Origin of the sequence: Pseudoflavonifractor sp. An44 (assembly GCF_002161675.1) — a bacterium.
GTDB classification, from domain to species: domain Bacteria; phylum Bacillota; class Clostridia; order Oscillospirales; family Oscillospiraceae; genus Enterenecus; species Enterenecus faecium.
Map to the genome: position 1 here is coordinate 29,521 of NZ_NFIH01000002.1, position 19,379 is coordinate 48,899.

19 protein-coding genes are annotated in these 19,379 nt (G+C 59.4%); 18 read left to right on the forward strand and 1 reads right to left on the reverse strand.

Annotation, left to right across the window (positions count from 1 at the left end; genetic code table 11):
• From B5F98_RS01170 to B5F98_RS01250, 17 genes are all read left to right on the forward strand, one after another.
• On the forward strand, positions 1–531 hold the full coding sequence (locus B5F98_RS01170; RefSeq protein WP_087369275.1) for a hypothetical protein: 531 nt from the start codon (positions 1–3) through the stop codon (positions 529–531).
• A gap of 7 nt (positions 532–538) precedes the next feature.
• Positions 539–1,426 (forward strand): YicC/YloC family endoribonuclease, encoded by an 888-nt coding sequence (locus B5F98_RS01175; protein ID WP_164488791.1) that lies wholly within the window; start codon positions 539–541, stop codon positions 1,424–1,426.
• Between the two features lie 15 nt (positions 1,427–1,441).
• Positions 1,442–1,714 (forward strand): DUF370 domain-containing protein, encoded by a 273-nt coding sequence (locus B5F98_RS01180; protein WP_087234086.1) that lies wholly within the window; start codon positions 1,442–1,444, stop codon positions 1,712–1,714.
• Positions 1,711–2,331 (forward strand): guanylate kinase, encoded by a 621-nt coding sequence (gmk, locus tag B5F98_RS01185; protein WP_087234084.1) that lies wholly within the window; start codon positions 1,711–1,713, stop codon positions 2,329–2,331. Before B5F98_RS01180 ends, gmk begins: the two co-directional genes overlap by 4 nt.
• A 29-nt stretch (positions 2,332–2,360) precedes the next feature.
• Positions 2,361–2,573, forward strand: a complete 213-nt coding sequence (gene rpoZ / locus B5F98_RS01190; protein ID WP_087234082.1) for a DNA-directed RNA polymerase subunit omega — start codon at positions 2,361–2,363, stop codon at positions 2,571–2,573.
• 88 nt (positions 2,574–2,661) lie between these two features.
• Positions 2,662–5,139 carry a primosomal protein N' gene (gene priA, locus B5F98_RS01195; protein WP_087369276.1) on the forward strand — a complete coding sequence of 826 codons (2,478 nt, stop codon included), beginning with the start codon at positions 2,662–2,664 and terminating at the stop codon, positions 5,137–5,139.
• 22 nt (positions 5,140–5,161) lie between these two features.
• On the forward strand, positions 5,162–5,650 hold the full coding sequence (gene def, locus B5F98_RS01200) for a peptide deformylase (RefSeq protein ID WP_087369277.1): 489 nt from the start codon (positions 5,162–5,164) through the stop codon (positions 5,648–5,650).
• The gene (fmt, locus tag B5F98_RS01205) at positions 5,647–6,576 is read left to right on the forward strand and encodes a methionyl-tRNA formyltransferase (RefSeq protein ID WP_087369278.1); all 930 of its coding nucleotides are present in this window, start codon (positions 5,647–5,649) and stop codon (positions 6,574–6,576) included. The genes def and fmt overlap by 4 nt, the downstream gene beginning before the upstream one ends.
• A 13-nt stretch (positions 6,577–6,589) precedes the next feature.
• Positions 6,590–7,915, forward strand: a complete 1,326-nt coding sequence (gene rsmB, locus B5F98_RS01210) for a 16S rRNA (cytosine(967)-C(5))-methyltransferase RsmB (protein ID WP_087369279.1) — start codon at positions 6,590–6,592, stop codon at positions 7,913–7,915.
• Positions 7,916–7,918: 3 nt separating this feature from the next.
• Positions 7,919–8,971 carry a 23S rRNA (adenine(2503)-C(2))-methyltransferase RlmN gene (rlmN, locus tag B5F98_RS01215; protein ID WP_087369280.1) on the forward strand — a complete coding sequence of 351 codons (1,053 nt, stop codon included), beginning with the start codon at positions 7,919–7,921 and terminating at the stop codon, positions 8,969–8,971.
• Complete coding sequence (locus B5F98_RS01220) at positions 8,968–9,705, forward strand: Stp1/IreP family PP2C-type Ser/Thr phosphatase (RefSeq protein ID WP_087369281.1); 738 nt, start codon at positions 8,968–8,970, stop codon at positions 9,703–9,705. Before rlmN ends, B5F98_RS01220 begins: the two co-directional genes overlap by 4 nt.
• A 25-nt stretch (positions 9,706–9,730) precedes the next feature.
• A complete protein-coding gene (gene pknB, locus B5F98_RS01225; protein ID WP_087369282.1) occupies positions 9,731–11,749 on the forward strand; it encodes a Stk1 family PASTA domain-containing Ser/Thr kinase in 2,019 nt (672 codons plus the stop codon).
• 3 nt (positions 11,750–11,752) lie between these two features.
• Entirely contained in the window at positions 11,753–12,631 is an 879-nt protein-coding gene (gene rsgA, locus B5F98_RS01230; protein WP_087369283.1) for a ribosome small subunit-dependent GTPase A, read from the forward strand.
• Between the two features lie 215 nt (positions 12,632–12,846).
• Complete coding sequence (locus B5F98_RS01235) at positions 12,847–14,361, forward strand: SPOCS domain-containing protein (protein ID WP_158096564.1); 1,515 nt, start codon at positions 12,847–12,849, stop codon at positions 14,359–14,361.
• Positions 14,362–14,468: 107 nt separating this feature from the next.
• The gene (gene spoIVA, locus B5F98_RS01240; RefSeq protein WP_087369284.1) at positions 14,469–15,947 is read left to right on the forward strand and encodes a stage IV sporulation protein A; all 1,479 of its coding nucleotides are present in this window, start codon (positions 14,469–14,471) and stop codon (positions 15,945–15,947) included.
• Positions 15,948–16,089: 142 nt separating this feature from the next.
• On the forward strand, positions 16,090–16,578 hold the full coding sequence (locus tag B5F98_RS01245; protein WP_087369285.1) for a sigma-70 family RNA polymerase sigma factor: 489 nt from the start codon (positions 16,090–16,092) through the stop codon (positions 16,576–16,578).
• Positions 16,575–17,351: a zf-HC2 domain-containing protein gene (locus tag B5F98_RS01250; protein WP_087369286.1), complete on the forward strand. Its 777-nt coding sequence runs from the start codon at positions 16,575–16,577 to the stop codon at positions 17,349–17,351. Before B5F98_RS01245 ends, B5F98_RS01250 begins: the two co-directional genes overlap by 4 nt.
• A gap of 43 nt (positions 17,352–17,394) precedes the next feature.
• Here the strand turns inward: B5F98_RS01250 and B5F98_RS01255 are convergent, their stop codons facing one another.
• Positions 17,395–18,000: a Crp/Fnr family transcriptional regulator gene (locus B5F98_RS01255; protein WP_087369287.1), complete on the reverse strand. Its 606-nt coding sequence runs from the start codon at positions 17,998–18,000 to the stop codon at positions 17,395–17,397.
• A 109-nt stretch (positions 18,001–18,109) separates the two neighbouring features.
• Here B5F98_RS01255 and leuC point away from each other — a divergent pair, with 109 nt between their 5' ends.
• Positions 18,110–19,369, forward strand: a complete 1,260-nt coding sequence (leuC, locus tag B5F98_RS01260; RefSeq protein WP_087369288.1) for a 3-isopropylmalate dehydratase large subunit — start codon at positions 18,110–18,112, stop codon at positions 19,367–19,369.
• The last annotated feature ends 10 nt before the right edge of the window (positions 19,370–19,379 follow it).

Sequence of the window (19,379 nt, forward strand, 5' to 3'; positions counted from 1 at the left end):
ATGAAACCAGGCAAATCTGCCAGCAGCATCACCTATCCGGCCCTGTTGGGGGCGGTGTCCATCATTTTGCTGTACGGCTCGGCCATCTCACCCACCGGAGCCATCGGCCTGGTGGCCTTGGCAGGGGTACCCTGCGCAGGTGTGGTGATTGCCGGTGGAACTTCCGCCGGACTGCTGTGTTGGGGTGCGGTGTCGGTGCTGGGGCTGCTTCTGGTACCGGATAAGTTCTGTGTGCTCCTGTATGCTGCCCTATTTGGCCTGTACCCGGTGGTAAAGTCCAAGGTGGAGGCCTTGCGACGCAAACCATTGGAGATCCTCTGTAAGCTGGTGTTTTTCAACCTGGCCTACACAGTTGTGGTCTTGGTCACCAAGGCGGTAGCACTGGACGGCCTGCCTCTGGAGCAGTTGCACTTGGGGCTGATGTATGTGCTGGGTAACGTGGTGTTTTTACTATATGACTTTGGCTTTAGCGGGCTGATTGCAGCCTATCTCTCCCGCATGGGGAAGGGAAGAAACTGGAGAAAGGGCTGATGAAACCATGGTTAAGAGTATGACCGGATACGGACGAGGGGAGTGCAGCTACGAGGGCGGCACTTTCACCGTGGAAGTGCGGTCGGTGAACAACCGCTATCTGGACTGCGGCATCAAGATGCCCAGAGCGTACATTTTTGCGGAGGACGCCATGAAAAGCCGGGTGCAGGGTTCCATTTCCCGGGGCAAGGTGGATGTGTTTGTCACCTTGACCGCCCAGGCGGAAGATGACTCCACGGTGACCGTCAACGAGGGCCTGGCCAAATCCTATATCCAGGCTCTGGCCAAACTCTATGATCTGGGCAAGGGCGAGTGGGTGAAGGGCAGCTATTACGCCACCGATTTGGCCCGCTTTCCCGACGTGCTCACGGTTGAGAAAAAGGAGCAGGACCAGGAGCAGGTGAAGGCCGGGCTTCTGGGGGCTCTGGATGCCGCGCTGGCGGACTTTGACTCCATGCGGGTGCGGGAAGGGCAGCGCTTGGCAGAGGACATTCTCGGCCGGGCTGTGACCATCGAGGGACTGGTGTCCAAGGTAGAGGAGCGCTCCCCCCAGACGGTGGCGGAGTACCGAGCCCGCTTGGAGGCCAAGATGGCGGAAATTCTCCAGAACACCCAGATTGAGGAGAGCCGGATTCTCACCGAGGCGGCTATTTTTGCCGACAAGGTGGCAGTGGACGAGGAGACGGTGCGCCTGCGCAGTCACATCGCCCAGCTGCGGGAGCTGCTGGACCAGGGCGGCGCTGTGGGCCGCAAGCTGGACTTCCTCATTCAGGAGTTCAACCGGGAGGCCAACACCATTGGCTCCAAGTGCAATGACATCGACATTGCCCGGGTGGTGGTGGACATCAAGGCGGAGATCGAGAAGATTCGCGAGCAGGTCCAAAATCTGGAGTGATACCGAGGTGACGGCATGGAACTGATCAACATTGGGTTTGGCAATGTGGTGTCAGCCCGGAAGGTGGTGGCAGTGGTGAGCCCGGAATCTGCCCCCATCAAACGCTTGGGCCAGGAGGCCCGAGATCGGGGTATGCTCATCGACGCCAGCTTTGGCCGCAAGACCAAATCGGTGCTGATTATGGACAGTGGACATGTGGTGTGGTCATCCCTGACCCCGGAGGTGCTGGGGCAGCGGTTTGACCCCTCGTCACCGGAAGAAGAGCAGATGGGAGAGAAAGAGATATGAAGAAGAAAAAACGTGGCGAGTTGATCGTTCTGTCCGGTCCCTCCGGGGTGGGCAAGAGCACGGTGATCTCCGAGTTGCTCAGCAGCCGACGGGACATCCATTTCTCGGTGTCCTTTACCACCCGGCAGCCCCGGGTGGGTGAGGAGCACGGCGTAAATTACAACTTTGTCGCCCGAGAAGAGTTTGAGCGCATGATCCGGGACAATGAGTTTTTGGAGTATGCCCAGTATGTGGACAATTACTACGGAACCTCGCTCAAAATCATTGAGGAGAAGCTGCAAGCCGGTGTGGATGTGCTGCTGGATATTGAGGTCCAGGGTGCAGCCAAGGTGCGGGAAAAGTGCCCGGAGGCTGTGTGTATCTTCATCATCCCTCCCTCTCTGGAGGAACTCTCCCGCAGACTGCGCAAGCGCAACACCGACAGCGAGGATGTGATTGCCCAGCGGCTGGCCAAAGCCCGGGAAGAGTGCCGGGAGTGCACCAAGTACGACTACTTGGTGGTCAATGACAACGTGATGTCCGCCGCCCAGGAGATTTTGTCCATCCTGGAGGCGGAGAGTTGCCGAGTCAACAAGCGAATTCAGCTGGCCGAGAGCATCATCGGCACCAACGACTAATTGGAAGAAAACGAAAGGATTGAAGAATTATGTTGCTCTATCCCCCTATGAAGGACCTGTTGGAGAAAGTGCCCAGCCGTTACATGCTGGTGAATGTGGTGGCCCACCGTGCCCGTGAGATTTCCAGCGAGTCGGAGCAGACCGGTATCCCCCTGGAGGAGAAGGCGGTGACTCTGGCCGTGCGCGAGGTGGCCGACGGCCAGCTGCAGGTGGAGGAACCGGTTGAGGAGACCGAAGAGTAAGAAGTCAAAAGGCACGGCCTGTGAAGCCAGGGCAAGCGGCGAGGCGCTGCTTGCCCTTTCGCGGTCAAAAGGAGGAGGTTGACGGGAGGTGCCACAGACAGCAAAAATCGCAGTGGCAGCCGCCGTCTACGCCATTGACCGCCCCTTTGACTATAAAATTCCCCCGCACATGGCGTCCCGTGTGCAGGTGGGAATGCGGGTGGCCGTCCCCTTTGGCCGGGGAAACCGGCTCAGTGACGGCATTGTGCTGGCCTTGGGCCAGCAGGAGAATGTGGATGCCTTAAAACCCATTCAGACGGTGCTGGACCAGGAGCCGGTGCTGACTGGGGAGAACATCCAGCTGGCGTTGTGGATGCGGGAGCACTACTTTTGCACCGTGTACGAGGCCATTCGGGTGATGCTCCCCGCCGGGCTCTGGTACGCTCTGAAAGAGAGCTGGAGCATAGCTCCAGGACTGGACCGGGAGGCCCTGTACCAGTTGGCCGGAGAGGACCGGCCGTCCGTGCGTCTGGCGGACGTCCTGTGCGCCTATGGAGGCAACGCGGAACTCAGCGAGATTCAGCGGGCCTTTGACGGGGCGGACCCTTGGCCTGCCCTGCGCCGCTTGTCTGAGGCGGGGGGCATCGTCCGCCGGGCGGACGGAATCCCCGGGGTGAAGGACAAGCTGGAACAGCGGGTGGCCCTGGCGGTGGAGCCGGAGGAGGCCTTAGCCCAGGTGTCCGGCCGACGGCGGAGAGCACCTCTCCAGTACCAGGCAATCAAGGTTCTGGGCGAGATGGGAGAGGTGTCCGCCAAGGAGCTGTGTTATTTCACTGGGGCCTCCATGAGTACGCTGCGGTCCCTGGAAAAACAGGGGCTTCTCACCCTGCGCAAGCAAGAGGTGTTCCGCCGCCCGCCTCAGGTGGGCGTGCAGAATGCCCAGGCTCCCACCCCTGTGGCCCTCAATGAGCAACAGCAGCGGGCCATGGAAGGGCTGTGGGCGCTGATAGAGACCCGGCAGGCCGCTGCCGCCCTGCTATACGGAGTCACGGGCAGCGGTAAGACCCAGGTCTATATCCAGCTCATCCACAAGGGCCTGAAGGAGGGCAGGGGTGCCATGGTGTTGGTGCCCGAGATCTCCCTCACCCCCCAGCTCATGGACCAATTTACCTGCCAGTTTGGCCAGCAGGTGGCCATTCTCCACAGTGGCCTATCCACGGGAGAGCGGTACGACGAGTGGAAACGGGTCCGCTCTGGTCAGGCCATGGTGGTGGTGGGTACCCGCTCGGCGGTGTTTGCCCCGGTGCGCAACCTGGGACTTCTGGTGCTGGATGAGGAGCAGGAACCCACCTACCAGTCTGAGCAGAACCCCAGGTATCACGCCCGAGATGTGGCCAAGTTCCGGTGTTCGAAAGAGAATGCTCTGCTTCTTTTGGGCTCGGCGACCCCATCAGTGGAGACCATGTACCACGCCAAGGCAGGCACCTACCACCTGTTTACTTTGGAGCACCGCTTCAACCAGCGGGAACTGCCCCAGGTGACGGTGGTGGATATGCGGGAGCAGCTGCGTGAGGGGAACGGAGTTGCCCTCAGCCAGCCTCTGGTAGAGGCTTTAAGAGAGACCATAGACCGGGGAGAACAGGCCATTCTCTTTGTCAACCGGAGAGGCAGTAGTCAGATGGTGGTGTGCGGAGAGTGCGGGGAGTCCCCCAGCTGCCCCCGGTGCTCGGTACACCTGACCTACCACAAGGCCAACGGCCGACTCATGTGCCACTACTGCGGCTATTCTCAGCCTCTACCCCAGCACTGTCCCCAGTGCGGTGGTATTTACAGCTTTGTGGGGCTGGGCACCCAGAAGGTGGAGGAGGAACTGCAACGCCTCTTTCCCGGCGTGTCGGTGATGCGCATGGATACCGATACCGTGTCTGGCGTCCAGGGCCATGCCAAGCTGCTGGCCCAGTTCCGGGAGGAGAAAATCCCGGTGCTGGTGGGCACCCAGATGGTGGCCAAGGGGCTGGACTTTGAAAATGTGACTTTGGTGGGGGCGGTGGCCGCTGACCAGACCCTGTATGTGGAGGACTACCGGGGCGGAGAGCGCACCTTCTCTCTGCTCACCCAGGTGGTGGGCCGGGCAGGACGGGGCGGCAAGACCGGACGGGCCTTCATCCAGACCTTTACTCCTGGCAATGAGGTCATTCAGTGTGCCTCCCGTCAGGACTATGACGGGTTTTACGAGCAGGAAATCCGTATGCGCCAGCTCCGGGACTGTCCCCCCTTTGGGGACTTCTTCGTGTTGCACATCACCGGAGACCAGGAGCACGAGGTGCTGCGGGTGTGCATGCGGCTGCGCCAGGCCTTTGAGCAGATTCTCTCCCAGCCCGGCTATCGCTCCATGGCGTGTCGCCTGCTGGGCCCCGCTCCGGCGGCGGTGGTGAAGGTGAATAACCGCTACCGCTATCATTTGACGTTACAGACCAAAAATACCAGACAAGCCCGGGAGCTGGTGGCCCACATGGTGCGCCAGGCCCAGACAGACAAGGCCAACCGGGGCGTGTCGGTGTATGCAGATATCAACCCTCAGGATTAATCCAACAAAGGAGGACCTAACAATGTCTTTGAGAACCATTTTGACCCAAGGAGATCCGGCGCTGGCTAAGACTTGCCACCCGGTGGAGAAATTTGACGAGAAGCTGCACGATCTGCTGGACGATATGAAGGAGACTCTGGCCCAGGCCAACGGTGTGGGCCTGGCTGCCCCCCAGATCGGCATTCTGCGCCGAGTGGTCATCGTCATGGACGACCAGGAGAACATGGTGGAGCTGGTCAACCCCCAGATCATTGCCTCGGATGGAGAGCAGACTGGTCTGGAGGGCTGTCTGTCTGTGCCCGGAAAGTACGGCGTGGTCACCCGTCCCGCCACCGCCACCGTGCGGGCCCAGGACCGCAACGGCAACTTCTTCGAGATGAGTGGTGAGGGCATTGTGGCCCGCTGCTTCTGCCACGAGCTGGAGCACCTGGACGGGCACCTGTTTGTGGAGCACACCGACCGGCTCTACACGGTGGACGAGTTGGATGCCATGGAGGACGAGGACGCATGAGAATCGTCTTTATGGGCACCCCGGACTTTGCCGTCCCCTCTCTGCGCCGCCTGGTGGAGGATGGCCATGAGGTGTGTGGAGTCTTCACTCAGCCGGACAAGCCCAAAAACCGCGGCATGAAGCTGCTGCCGCCTCCTGTGAAGGAGTATGCCTTGTCGGTTGGAATTCCTGTATTCCAGCCCACCACCCTGCGGGATGGAAGCGCCCTGGAGCAGCTGCGGGAGCTGGCTCCCCAGCTCATTGTGGTGGCGGCCTACGGCAAAATCCTCCCCGTGGATATTTTACAGCTGCCCCCTCTGGGGTGTATCAACGTCCACTCCTCTCTCCTCCCCAAGTACCGGGGTGCAGCCCCCATCAACTGGGCCATCCTCAACGGGGAGAGCGAGACCGGAGTGACCATCATGTATATGGCAGAGGGGCTGGACACCGGCGACATGCTGGCCAGCGCCGCCACGCCCATTGATCTCAATGAGTCCGCCCAGCAGCTCCACGACCGTCTGGCTCAGATGGGGGCAGACCTGTTGCCCCAGGTGCTGGAGCAGTTGGAGCAGGGAACGGCGGTGGCAGTACCCCAGGACGATGCCCAGTCCTGCTACGCCCCCATGCTCTCCCGGGCCCTGTCCCCCATTGACTGGACCCATACTGCCACCCAAATCCACAACCAGGTGCGGGGCCTGACTCCCTGGCCCGCCGCCACGTCAGTGGTGGACGGCGTGCGGTGCAAGATCATCCGCACGGCGGTGGGAACCGAGCAGACAGCCCAGGCCCCTGGCACCTGCGTCAAGGCAGACAAGCGTGGCCTGTGGGTGGCCTGTGGAGAGGGCACCGTATTGGAAATTTTGGAGCTTCAACCCGACGGGAAGAAGGCTATGGCGGCCCATGCTTTTTTGCTGGGCCACCCCCTGAAGGAGAAGAAAGCCATCTGAGAGGAGTTTACCTATGGGTTCTGCCAGAGAAGCGGCCATGTTGACCCTGACAGCCTGTGACAAGCAGGGGGCCTGGTCTGAGGGACATTTGAAGCGAATACTGAAAGAGAGCGCCCTGGACCGTCGGGATGCCGCCTTGGCCACCCGGCTGTGCTTTGGCGTGCTCCAAACCCGGATGACTTTGGACTGGTATCTGGAACGCCGATGCACTGGTGGCCTGAAAAAACTGGAACCCAAGGTGCTGTCCATTCTGCGCCTCTCCCTCTATCAAATCCTGTATATGGACAAGATTCCACCCAGTGCGGCGGTAAATGAAGGGGTCCAGCTGACCAAAAAGCACTGCCGCAATCCCCGAGCGGCTGGGATGGTCAATGGTGTGCTCCGGGGTATCCTCCGGGACATGCCCTTGCCTCTTCCCAAGGGGAAGGACGAGCTGGAGACCATCGCCCTCCAGACCAGCCACCCCCGGTGGCTGGTGGAGGAGTTTGCCCAGGTGCTGGGCGTGGACGGCGTGAAGGCCTGGGCCCAGGCAGACAACTGCCAGCCCCCCACCACGGCCCAGGTGAACACGGTGGTATGCACCGTGGACCAGGCGGTGGAGGAGCTGGAGCGGGACGGGGTGGAGGTACAGCGCCACCTCTGGTTGGAAGGTTGCCTGCTCCTGAGCAGCACCGGAGATATGGAGCGGCTGAACGCCTACCAGAAGGGCTATTTCTACATCCAGGATGCGGCGGCACGCCTGGCCGTGACGGCAGCACATGTCCAGCCGGGCCAGCGGGTTTTGGACTGCTGTGCCGCTCCCGGCGGCAAGTCCTTTGCCGCTGGCGTGGACATGAACAATCAGGGGGAAATCATCTCCTGTGACATTCATCCCCACAAAATCAAGCTGCTGGAGGCGGGGGCTAGCCGTCTGGGCCTGTCCATTCTGACCGCCCAGCTGCAAAGCGCCGTCCAGCGCCGGGAGGATTGGGTGGAGCGGTTTGATACGGTGCTGGTGGATGTGCCCTGCTCGGGTCTGGGCATCATCCGCAAGAAGCCGGACATCCGCTATAAGGACCCCAAGCCTCTGGATGGGCTGCCCCAGGTGCAAAAGGGCATCGTGGACAACTGCGCGGCCTACGTGCGCCCCGGCGGGGTGATGATCTATGCCACCTGCACCCTGCGGGAGCGGGAAAATCAGGACGTGGTGGCGTGGTTTTTGCAGCAACACCCAGAATTTACGTTGGAGGCATTTGATTTGCCCCATTTTGGGCGCCAGGAAGGCATGATGACGTTCTGGCCCCATATACATCACACAGACGGCTTTTTCGTGGCCCGTCTGCGAAAGAAGGAGGCCTGAGCCGTGATCGACATCAAATCCATGCTGCCTGACCAGCTGGGGGCGTATCTCAAGGAGTTGGGACAGCCCGCCTTTCGCTCCAAACAGATTTTCCAGTGGCTGCACCGTGGCGTGACCTCCTTTGACCAGATGACCGATCTGCCCAAGGCTCTGCGGGAGACCTTGAAGGAGCAGTGCTACATCACCGCCCCCATTGTGGAGCGCAAGCAGCAGTCCGCCTTAGACGGCACCATCAAATACCTGTGGCGGCTGCGGGACGGCAACTGCGTGGAGACGGTGCTCATGCGCTATCAGCACGGGAATACCGTGTGCGTGTCCTGTCAGGTGGGGTGCAACATGGGGTGTAAGTTCTGCGCCTCCACCCTGGGTGGAAAGGTCCGGGATTTGCAGCCCAGCGAAATTTTAGACCAGATCATTTTTACCCAGCTGGACAGCGGAGCGGAGATTTCCAACATCGTGATGATGGGAATTGGGGAGCCTCTGGACAATTTTGACAATGTAATCCAATTTTTGCACCTGGTCAACCACCCCCAGGGTGTGAACATCGGCATGCGCCACATCTCCCTGTCCACCTGTGGCCTGGTGAAGAAAATTGACAAATTGGCACAGTTGGGGTTACAATTAACTCTAAGCGTATCCCTTCACGCCCCCGATGACGAGACCCGCTCCAAGCTGATGCCGGTGAACCGGGCCGTGGGGGTGGACCTGCTGATGGACACCTGTCGGCGGTATTTCCAGCAGACGGGACGGCGTATCTCCTACGAGTACGCCATGATCGACGGCGTCAATGACGGCGACCAGCAGGCGGACCTGCTGGTGAAGCTGCTGCGGGGTCAGCCTGGACATGTGAATTTGATTCCCCTGAACCACGTGGAGGAGTCTCCCCTCAAGCCCAGCCGCCGGGTGCGGCAATTCCAGAAACGGTTGGAATCCCAGGGCATCACAGCCACCGTACGGCGTAAGCTGGGGGGCGACATCGACGCCTCCTGTGGTCAGCTGCGCCGGAAGCACATGCAGCAAGATCAGCTCCAGCCCGGAAAGGACGAAGCCCTATGAACATATTTGGAATGACGGATATCGGCTCGGTACGCAGTGAGAACCAGGACAGCTATGCCGTGCGCCAGCTCAGCGAGCAGGTGGCCATTGCGGTGGTCTGCGACGGTATGGGCGGCGCGCGAGCGGGCAATGTGGCCAGCGCCATTGCAGTGGAGAGTTTTGCTGCGAAACTGGAGGAGCTGTGCCAGGATGGGGTCCCGGAGGGGGAGCAGGACTGTACCCAGCTGCTCCGCCAGGCCTGTGACCAGGCCAACACCCACGTCTACCAGCTCTCCCGCACCGATGAGCAGTATCGTGGGATGGGGACCACCTTGGTGGCGGCATTGCTGCTGGACCAGGAGGCCTATGTCATCAACGTAGGGGATAGCCGCTGCTATCACATCCACGATGGAGAGATTCAGCAGGTCAGCTGTGACCACTCCCTGGTACAGATGCTGGTCTCTCGGGGGGATATCACCCCGGAGCAGGCCCGTACCCACCCCAAGAAGAACCTGATTACCCGGGCGCTGGGTGTGGACCGGGATGTGACGGCAGATTGTTACCATGTGACCTGGCGGGAGGGAGACAGCTTGCTGCTGTGCAGCGACGGCCTGTCCAACGTCCTCACCGACCAGGTTTTGCTGGAGCAGGCTGTGGAGCAGCGCCCCCTGGAGGAGCGGTGCCGCAGTATGATGCGTATGACGTTGGAGCACGGTGCGCCGGACAATGTGACCATTGTCATGGCGCAGCGGTGAACCACAACGAGGAGGAACATTTACCATGGATCAATACATAGGTAAAATGCTCGACAATCGCTATGAGATTTTAGAGCGTATTGGCGTGGGTGGCATGGCCGTGGTGTATAAGGCCCGCTGCCATCGGCTCAATCGGCTGGTGGCCATCAAGATCCTAAAGCCAGAGCTGGCCAGCGACGCGGAGTTCCGCCGCCGTTTCCAGGCGGAGTCTCAGGCGGTTGCCATGCTGTCCCATGTCAATATTGTGGGTGTCTATGACGTGTGCCAGAGCGATGGGCTCAACTACATCGTCATGGAGCTCATTGACGGCATGACCTTGAAGCAATATATGCAAAAGCGCGGCACGCCCTTGAAGTGGCAGGAGGCCCTGCACTTTATCTCCCAGGTGCTGCGGGCACTGGACCATGCCCACAGCCGGGGCATCATCCACCGGGATATCAAGCCCCACAACATTCTGGTGCTGCGGGACGGGAGCATTAAGGTGGCCGACTTTGGCATTGCCCGCCTGACGTCCTCTCAGGCCACCCTGACCCAGGAGGCCATTGGGTCGGTGCATTATATCTCCCCAGAGCAGGCCAAGGGCAGCCACATCGACGGGCGGTCGGACCTGTACTCTGTGGGTGTCATGCTCTATGAGATGCTCACCGGGCGGCTGCCCTTTGAGGGCGAGACCCCGGTGCTCATTGCCATTCAGCACATCAACTCCATTCCCATTCAGCCTCGGGAATTGAATCCTGATATCCCCGTGGGTCTGGAGGCCATCACCATGAAGGCCATGGCCCCCAATCCCAACCAGCGCTATGCTTCCGCTCAGGATATGTTGGATGCGGTGACGGAGTTTCAGAAAAATCCCGATGCCGTTCGCTCGGACACCATCCGTATCGACAACATCGAGGAGCCCACTCGGGTGATCCCCGTTCCCGGTGCCCGGGAGCCGGAGCAGCAGCAACCAGTCTCCGACGACACTGGAGCATTGTACGACGAGGATGACGAGTACTATGATGAGGAGGGAGAGCGGACCGAGCGCATCAAGCTGTTCGGAGGCCGAGTCAAGCTTCCGCCCATTGCGGTCGCCGTGGCGGCTATCCTTATCTTCGTAGTGGGTATTGTGATCTTCCTCTTTAATTTCATCCGAGGTGCCATCTTTGCTCCGGCCAAGGAGTACACCGTACCCAATCTGTTGGGCTATACCCTGGAGGAGTTGGAAAAGGACCCCTCCATCCTGGGCGATTTCACCATCGAGGTGGGCGAGACGGTGTTCAACGAGGAGTATGAGAAGGACCAGATCTGTGAGCAGACCCCTGAGGCCGATGAAAAGGTCAAGGATGGCAAGTCCACCATCACCGTTACCATCAGTGGCGGAACAGAGGAACTGAAGATGATTGACGTCACGGGTTGGGAACTGGAACGGGCATTGAAGAAGCTGAAGGAGGATATGAAACTCAAAGTGGTCACAGAGGAGGAGTATTCCTCCACCACGGAAGAGGGCTATATCATCTCCTATACCCCCAAGAAGGATACCGAGCTGGAAGAGGGGGACGAGGTGACCCTGGTGGTCAGCAAGGGCAAGGAGAATCAAAAGGTAGCTGTGGGCGATTACGTGGGATTGAGCCTGGAGCAGGTGAAGGCCCAGCTGGAGCTGCAGGGGCTCAAGGCCAATGTGAAGGAGTATCACAGCGACACCTATGCCGCCGGCAAGGTGATGTGGCAGAGCATTGAAAAGGAGACCATGGTGGACCCTGGCACCACCATTGACCTCCAAGTCAGCCTTGGCCCAGAGGCCACCCAGCCTCCTGTCACCAATCCCCCGGTGGTGACCACAGACGCCCCGGTGAAAAAGACCATCACTGTGGACCTCAGCGATTATACCGGTACCATCAATTTGAAGGTAACCCTGGGCTCCACCACCGTCTTTGACGGCTCCTGGAATGCCGATGAGCAGGGCAACTTCTCCCGTGAAGTGACCCAGAGCCCTGGCACCACCAAGCGGGTGACCATTGAAATCGACGGGGTGCAAGTAGAGAGCTATAATTTGGAGTTTTAACGTATGACGGGTACCATCATTAAGGCCCTCAGCGGCTTCTATTATGTGGACGTGGGGGCAGAGCAAGAGCCCATCACCTGCCGGGGCCGTGGGAAACTGCGCCACCAGAAGATCACCCCGCTGGTGGGGGACCACGTGGCCATTACGGTGACCGAGGACGGCACCGGGATGGTGGATGAGGTCCTGCCCCGCTCCAACCAGTTCCAGCGGCCTATGGTGGCCAATATGGACCAGCTGGTGATTTTGGCCTCCGGGGCTATCCCGGTCACGGACCCATTCCTCATTGACCGGATGGTATCTCTGGCCGAGTACAAGGGGTGCCAGCCCATCATCTGCTTTAACAAGTGCGATCTAGAGCCCGCCACTCAGCTGGTGGAGCTGTATCAGAGGGCTGGATTTCAGTCCTTTGCCATCAGCGCCCAGACGGGCGAAGGCCTGGAGCAGCTGCTGGGGGTTCTGGATGGGAAAATCTCCGCATTCACTGGAAATTCCGGTGTGGGCAAGTCCAGCGTGCTCAACGCCCTGTGCCCGCAATTCGGCTTGAAGGTGGGTCAGGTCAGCGAAAAGCTGGGCCGTGGCCGCCACACCACCCGCCACGTGGAGTTGTTTCGGGTGGGTGGAGGACTGGTGGCAGACACCCCCGGATTCTCCGCCTTCGATGTGGAACAGATGGAGCTCATCCCCAAGGAGGAGCTGGCCCACACGTTCCGGGAATTCCGCCCCTATTTGGAGCAGTGCCGCTTTGTGGGGTGTGCCCACGTCAAGGAGCGGGGCTGCGCGGTGCGGGAGGCGGTGGACAACGGTGCCATCGCTCCCAGCCGCTACCAGAGCTATGTGCGCCTGTACGATCAAGTGAAGTCCCGCCCCCAATGGGAAAAATAAATTGGATCAGGAACCAGACAGCCTCTTCTTACATATGCTGTAGTAGATTTCAGCATGGAAAGGAGAGGCTGTTGTTTATGCGGATCGTAGTTGTAAAGTTTCCCAAAGCTCTGTGTGGGATTATGCGCCGGATTTTCGGCATCTCGGGTTGAGGGAATATCCCGGCCTCCATGGTCATATAGATACCTCAGAATGTGGACAAAGGGAGGATGTCTATGGATATGGAGTTACAGCCTGTGGTGCTGGAGGGATACCGCCAGGTTCTGGACACTGCGGTGACCCAGGAGGAGACGCTGGAGAGCATTGTGCCGGATACTTACCCGGACATTGCCCGCATCGTTACGGCGGTGGGGCGGGTGTATGTCCGGGACTGCGAGCCGGGAGAGGGAACGGTGCGGCTGACAGGCACCATCCAGACCACGGTGTTCTACATCCCTGAGGGGGAGCAGCTGCCCAAGACCTTGGAGGTGGCCATCCCCTTCCAGTGCTTGAAAGACCATCCATCGCTGCGCACCACCACCGTGGTGCAATCCAGCGCCACGGTCACCTTCGCGGATGCCCGGGCGATCAATCCCAGAAAAGTGGTGGCTCGGGCGGAAATTATGGTGGAGCTCACCGCCTATGAGCTGGCGGCCAAAGAGGTGAACACCGACGTCCAGGGCGGCCCGGAGGGGAGCTTGGAGAAGCGACTTCTGCCCGCTCGGGACATTGTGATCACCGGGGTGGTGGAGAAACCTTTCCTCTTCTCCGATCTGGTGCGCATGCCCCCCTCCAAGGGAGAGGTGCAGCAGCTGCTGCTGTGCCGACCCCAGCTGGATGTGATGGAGGGAAAGCTCATCGGCCGTAAGCTGGTGGTGAAGGGCTCTGTGAAGCTGTACCTGGTATACCAGTGCGGGGACAGCGTCACTTCCACCTGTTTCGAGCTCCCCTTCTCCCAGGTGCTGGACGTGGAGCAGGAGGCGGGGGACCAGGGCTCTCAGGTGGACGTGCGCCTGAAAAGCGTGGACTGTCGCCTGCGAGAGGGAGAACTGGAGGTCACTGTGGAGGCCTGCGCCCAGGCGGTGGTGCGTATGGAGCGGGAGGTGACACTGCTCTCCGATGTGTACTCTGTGAGCTGTCGGCTGGATGCCCAACGTTCTCCCTGTCCTCTATGTACCCTGGCGGAGACAGGCGGCACCAGCCAAAGTGTCCGGCACTTCTATCAGACCTCGGTGGAGGCCAAGCAGGTGCTGGACAGCTTCGCCGTGGTCAAGGAAGTGACCCAGCGCAGCGGAGAGCACGGAAACGAGCTAGCCGCCCAGATTCAAGTACACATGCTGTATTTGGACGAGGAGGGAGAGCTGCGTGGGGCCACGGACAGTGTTCTGGTCACCTGCCCCTATCAAATCCCGGAGGGGTGCCAGCGCAAGGTCCATTGCAGAGCGGTGGGAGATTTGACTGCGGCGGCTGTCAGCGGCGGCATTGACCTGCGCTTTGAGCTGGAGTTCCGCTGGCTGACCACCAAGGAGGAGGAACTGCTGTGTGTCAGTTCTGTGGCTTCTACGGGTGCCTATGAGGGCCCGTGTAGCCGCCCCTCCCTGGTCATTCGCCGGGTGGATGCGGGAGAGCAGCTGTGGGATGTGGCCAAGGCCTGCGGTGCCACCATCCAGGATATCTGCACCGCCAATGAGCTGGCCTCTGAGACGGTGCCGGAGGGAATGATTCTGCTCATTCCCACCAAGCGAGTCTAACACGCCAAAATCGGCCGGAGGGTTTCTCCGGCCGATTTTTTGATGTGGCATATTACACAGCTTATCCCCATACACATGTAGAGAACTTGCGGTGAGGAGGAATTGCTGTGGATCACAACAAATTGTATGAGGATATCGCCCAGCGCACCCAAGGCGATATTTACATTGGGGTGGTTGGTCCGGTACGCACGGGAAAATCCACCTTTATCAAACGCTTTATGGAGACCATGGTGCTGCCGGAAATCCAGAACACCTATCTGCGGGACCGGGCCCGGGATGAGCTGCCCCAGAGCGGGTCCGGCCGCGTGGTGATGACCGCCGAGCCTAAATTCGTCCCGGAGGATGCGGTGAGCCTGTCCATGGATGACGGCAGCTCCTTCTCCGTGCGGCTCATTGACTGCGTGGGCTATATGGTGCCTGGAGCCATGGGGCAGATGGACGGAGACCAGCCCCGGATGGTGACCACCCCCTGGATGGACTACGAGGTCCCCATGACTCAGGCCGCGGAGCTGGGCACCCAGAAGGTCATCACTGACCACTCCACCATTGGCATTGTGGTGACCACCGATGGAACCATCGCCGACATCCCTCGGGAGGACTACCTGGAGGCGGAGGAGCGGGTCATTGAGGAACTCAAAGCCATGGGCAAGCCCTTTGTGGTGCTGCTCAACTCCGCCCAGCCCTACAGCGACCGGGCCCAAGCCATCCAGGCGGATATTGCCCAGCAGTACCAGGTCACCTGCCTGGCGGTGAACTGCCTGACCCTGGACGAGGAGACGGTGGAGGCCATCCTGAGCGGGGTGCTCCACGAGTTCCCCATGAAGCAGCTGGAGCTGTTTCTCCCCTCCTGGGTGGATGTGCTCCCCTTTGACCACCCCATCAAAAGCCAGCTCTATGGGATGATTCGCCAAGAGGCCGGAGGGTTGGAGCGGCTGCGGGACACAGAAGCAGCGGTGGAGGCCTTGGACCAGCGGGAGGAAATTGCCTCTGCCCAGATCACCCGCATGGACATGGGTAACGGCGTGGTAACGGCGGTGCTGGAGCTGCCACGAAGTCTGTTCTATGAGACGGTGTCCCAGCGCTGCGGCTTGGAGATTCACGACGACGGAGACCTCATTGGACAGCTGGTCCAGATGGCCTCCATGAAGCGGAAATATGAGAAGGTGGAGCAGGCGCTGGCCCAGGTGGAGGAGACGGGCTACGGCATCGTCATGCCCGATCCCCAGGAGATGACCCTGGAGGAGCCGGAGATCGTCAAGCAGGGCGGCCGCTACGGGGTACGCCTCAAAGCCTCGGCTCCCTCCATCCACATGATGCGGGCGGACATTAAAACCGAGGTCTCTCCCATCATGGGCACGGAGAAACAGTCGGAGGAGATGGTGGACTTCCTCCTGCGTCAGTTCGAGGGGGATACGGGAAAGATCTGGGACTCCAACATGTTTGGCCGCTCCTTCCACGAGCTGGTGGGGGAGGATTTGCAGGCCAAACTCAAGCGTATGCCGGAGGATGCCCGGGAGAAGCTGCGGGACACCCTCCAGCGCATCATCAACGAGGGGTCCGGGGGCCTGATTTGCATCATTCTGTAAGGAAAAGATGTGTCGCAGAACATGGGTTCTGTGGCACATCTTTTTTTGTAACGTTTTGTATGTTTCGGGTTCTAATGGATGAATCAAGAAAAGAGATCTGATACAATGGGGAAACAAAGTGCCGGGAGAAGGGGGGAGAGACATGTCAGGATTTCAAGAGATTTATGAGACCTACAGTCGGCCTGTGTACCGGTTTCTCCTGGCCCTGACCCGGAACGAGACCATGGCCGAGGATTTGTTACAAGACGTGTTCTATCAGGCTCTCTTACATATTGACCGATTCGAGGGGCGCAGCAGCCTGTACACCTGGCTGTGCCAGATCGGAAAAAACGCCTGGCTGAAGGAATGCCGCAGACAGAAACACCATGAGACATGTCCTGTGGAGAAGATGGTGGAGATAGCCGCTCAGGAACTGACTCCTGAGGAACAGGTCGTTCAGCGGGAAGAGCGTATGCGGGTACGTCAGGCGGTACAGCAGCTCAGTGAGCCCTACAAGGATGTGTTTATTCTCCATACCTATGCCGATGTAAAGCTTAAGGAGATTGCAGAGTTATATGAAAAATCCGAGACGTGGGCCAGAGTGACCTACTATCGGGCCAAGCAGAAGATTATTCAGGAGGTGTCAAAATGAAGTTGTCATGTGACATTGTGCAGGACTTGCTGCCGCTGTACGAGGATAATCTGTGCAGCCAGGCCACCCGAGAGGCGGTGGAGGAGCATTTGCGGGAGTGCGAGGCCTGCGGGAAGCAGCACGCAGCCGTCCAGGAGCTCACAGAGCCAGAGATGGAGGTGAAACCCAAACAGGAGAAAAAGGCCGCAGCTAAGAGTTTCAAAAAGATTCGCAACCGCTGGATTGCATCCATTGTGGTTATAGTTCTGTTGATTCCTGTACTCTACCTGGGTGTAGGACAAGTGAGAGGTGTAGGCCCCAGCTTTTCTAACCTGCGGCAAATTTACCTCGGCAATCGGTTTATGCACTATATGGAAGCTGGAGATTATGAGAAAGCCTTTGAATATCTGGATTTGAGGAATACGAAGCAGCGATGGTTGGAAGAGGGCCATATCCCAGCGGAAGAACTGGACCATTTTGAGGAGGACACCAAGGCACGTTTTCTGGCGTTGGGGGAAGAACTGGAACAGGCTGGAGGAATTCAAAATGTTCGGTACATCGGTGTAAACGGTTATGCAGATCATTTCGTTGGGGATTACGAGTATGAGATATGGTTTGCCGCAGAATACAAGGGAGTGGACCGACAGATTATTTTGTGGGTGACCAAGGACGGCGTAGATTCCGGCCATGCAGAGTTGAGCCTGGCTGACCCTCTGGAGGCTATGGTGTCGTGGAACTATACCATGTACAATCAATATACTGGAGTGGATATCTCTGACGATCATGGAACATGAGAGAAGGCCGGGAAGCTCGATGGGGCTTCCCGGCCTCGCTGGTTTATCGGTTTTGCAACACTTGAAGCTGTCCTTCGTCCAAAATCTGTACTGTGCCGTACCCCGTCTCCACAGCTCCTTGCTGTACCAATTGCTTCATGGCCCGGCTGACGGTGATGCGGCTCATGCCAATGGCCTGGCCGATGCTCTCGTGCGTACACGCCACGGTGTTGTTCTCGCCTCGGGGTAAGGTCAGCAGGTACCGAGCTACCCGGCCAATGGCTGGGAGAGAGGCAGTGTCCACGTGGTCGGAGAGAATCCGAATGGTGCGGGCCAGATAGCGCAGCATGGGCTGGGCCAGCTGTGGGTGCTCCATGAAGATCTGATCCAGTCGCTGCTGGTCAATGGACACCACCAGGCTGTCCTCCAAGGCCATGGCGGAGCTGACCCGGGGGTACTGGTCAAAAAAAGATGCCTCCCCCATCAGGTCCCCACTGCGGTGGATGGTCAAAATACGCTCGTCTCCCTCCGGGCTGCTGAGAAAGCTGCGGGCGGAGCCGGACACTAGGTAGTAAAAGTGGTGAGGCTGCTCTCCCTGGAGATAAATCATCTGCCCCTTGGTGTACAACTTGGGGGTCTGCCCCCGGGCGAAGATGTCCCACTGTGCCATGCCGTTCCCTCCAATCTCCCTAAGATTGTATCACATGTTACATTCTTTTTCCAGAGGCTTTGGCATAATGAATGTACCGAACAACCTGAGAAACAAGGAGGTGCGTCTCATGGGTATGACCATGACGCAGAAAATTTTGGCCCGGGCAGCGGGTTTGGACCAGGTACAGGCCGGACAGCTCTTAGAGGGCAAGCTGGACCTGGTGCTGGGCAACGACATTACTACCCCTGTGGCCATCAAAGAGTTTGAGAAGGCGGGGTTGTCCACGGTGTTTGACCAGGACAAGATCGCCATTGTGCTGGACCACTCCACCCCCTGTAAGGACATCAAGTCCGCCCAGCTGTGCGCCAGGTGCCGGGACTTTGCCCACAAGCACCACATCACCCACTTCTACGATGTGGGCCAGATGGGCATTGAGCACGCCCTGATTCCCGAGAAGGGCTTGGCTGCCCCCGGTGAGGTCATCATTGGCGCAGACTCCCACACCTGTACTTATGGCGCTCTGGGCGCTTTCTCCACTGGCGTGGGCTCCACCGATATGGCGGCGGGCATGGCCACCGGTCTTGCCTGGTTCAAGGTGCCCCAGGCCATTCAGGTCAAGCTCACCGGAACTCTCTCCCCCTATGTCAGTGGCAAGGACGTGGTGCTCCACCTCATCGGCATGATCGGGGTGGATGGAGCTCTGTATCAGTCCCTGGAGTTCTGCGGAGATGGCGTGGCCTCCCTGGAGATGGACGATCGGTTCACCATCTGTAATATGGCCATTGAGGCAGGTGCCAAAAACGGCATCTTCCCTGTGGACGAGAAGACCATCGCCTACTTGAACGGACGGGTGGAGCGGGCCTGGACCGCCTTTGAGGCGGACGAGGACGCCGTGTATGCCCGCACTGTGGAGATCGACCTGTCCACGCTGCGTCCCACTGTGGCTTTGCCTCATTTGCCCTCTAATACCCAGCCGGTGGACGAAGTGGCGGGCAAGCCCATCCAGCAGGTGGTCATTGGCTCCTGCACCAACGGACGCTTGAAGGACCTGCGAGAGGCCGCTGCCATCCTCCGGGGAAAGAAGGTGGCTGACGGGGTACGATGCATTGTCATTCCCGCCACCCAGCAGATCTATCTCCAGGCTATGGAGGAGGGCCTCATTGCTGACTTTATCCAGGCCGGGGCCGCGGTATCTACCCCCACCTGTGGGCCCTGTCTGGGCGGCCACATGGGCGTGCTCAGTGACAACGAGTGGGCCATTGCCACCACCAACCGCAACTTCGTGGGCCGCATGGGCCCCACCAGTTCCATGATCATTCTGGCAAGCCCTGCGGTGGCAGCGGCTTCTGCCATCACCGGCGTGGTCACCGACCCCGCCACCATCTGAGGGAGGGATG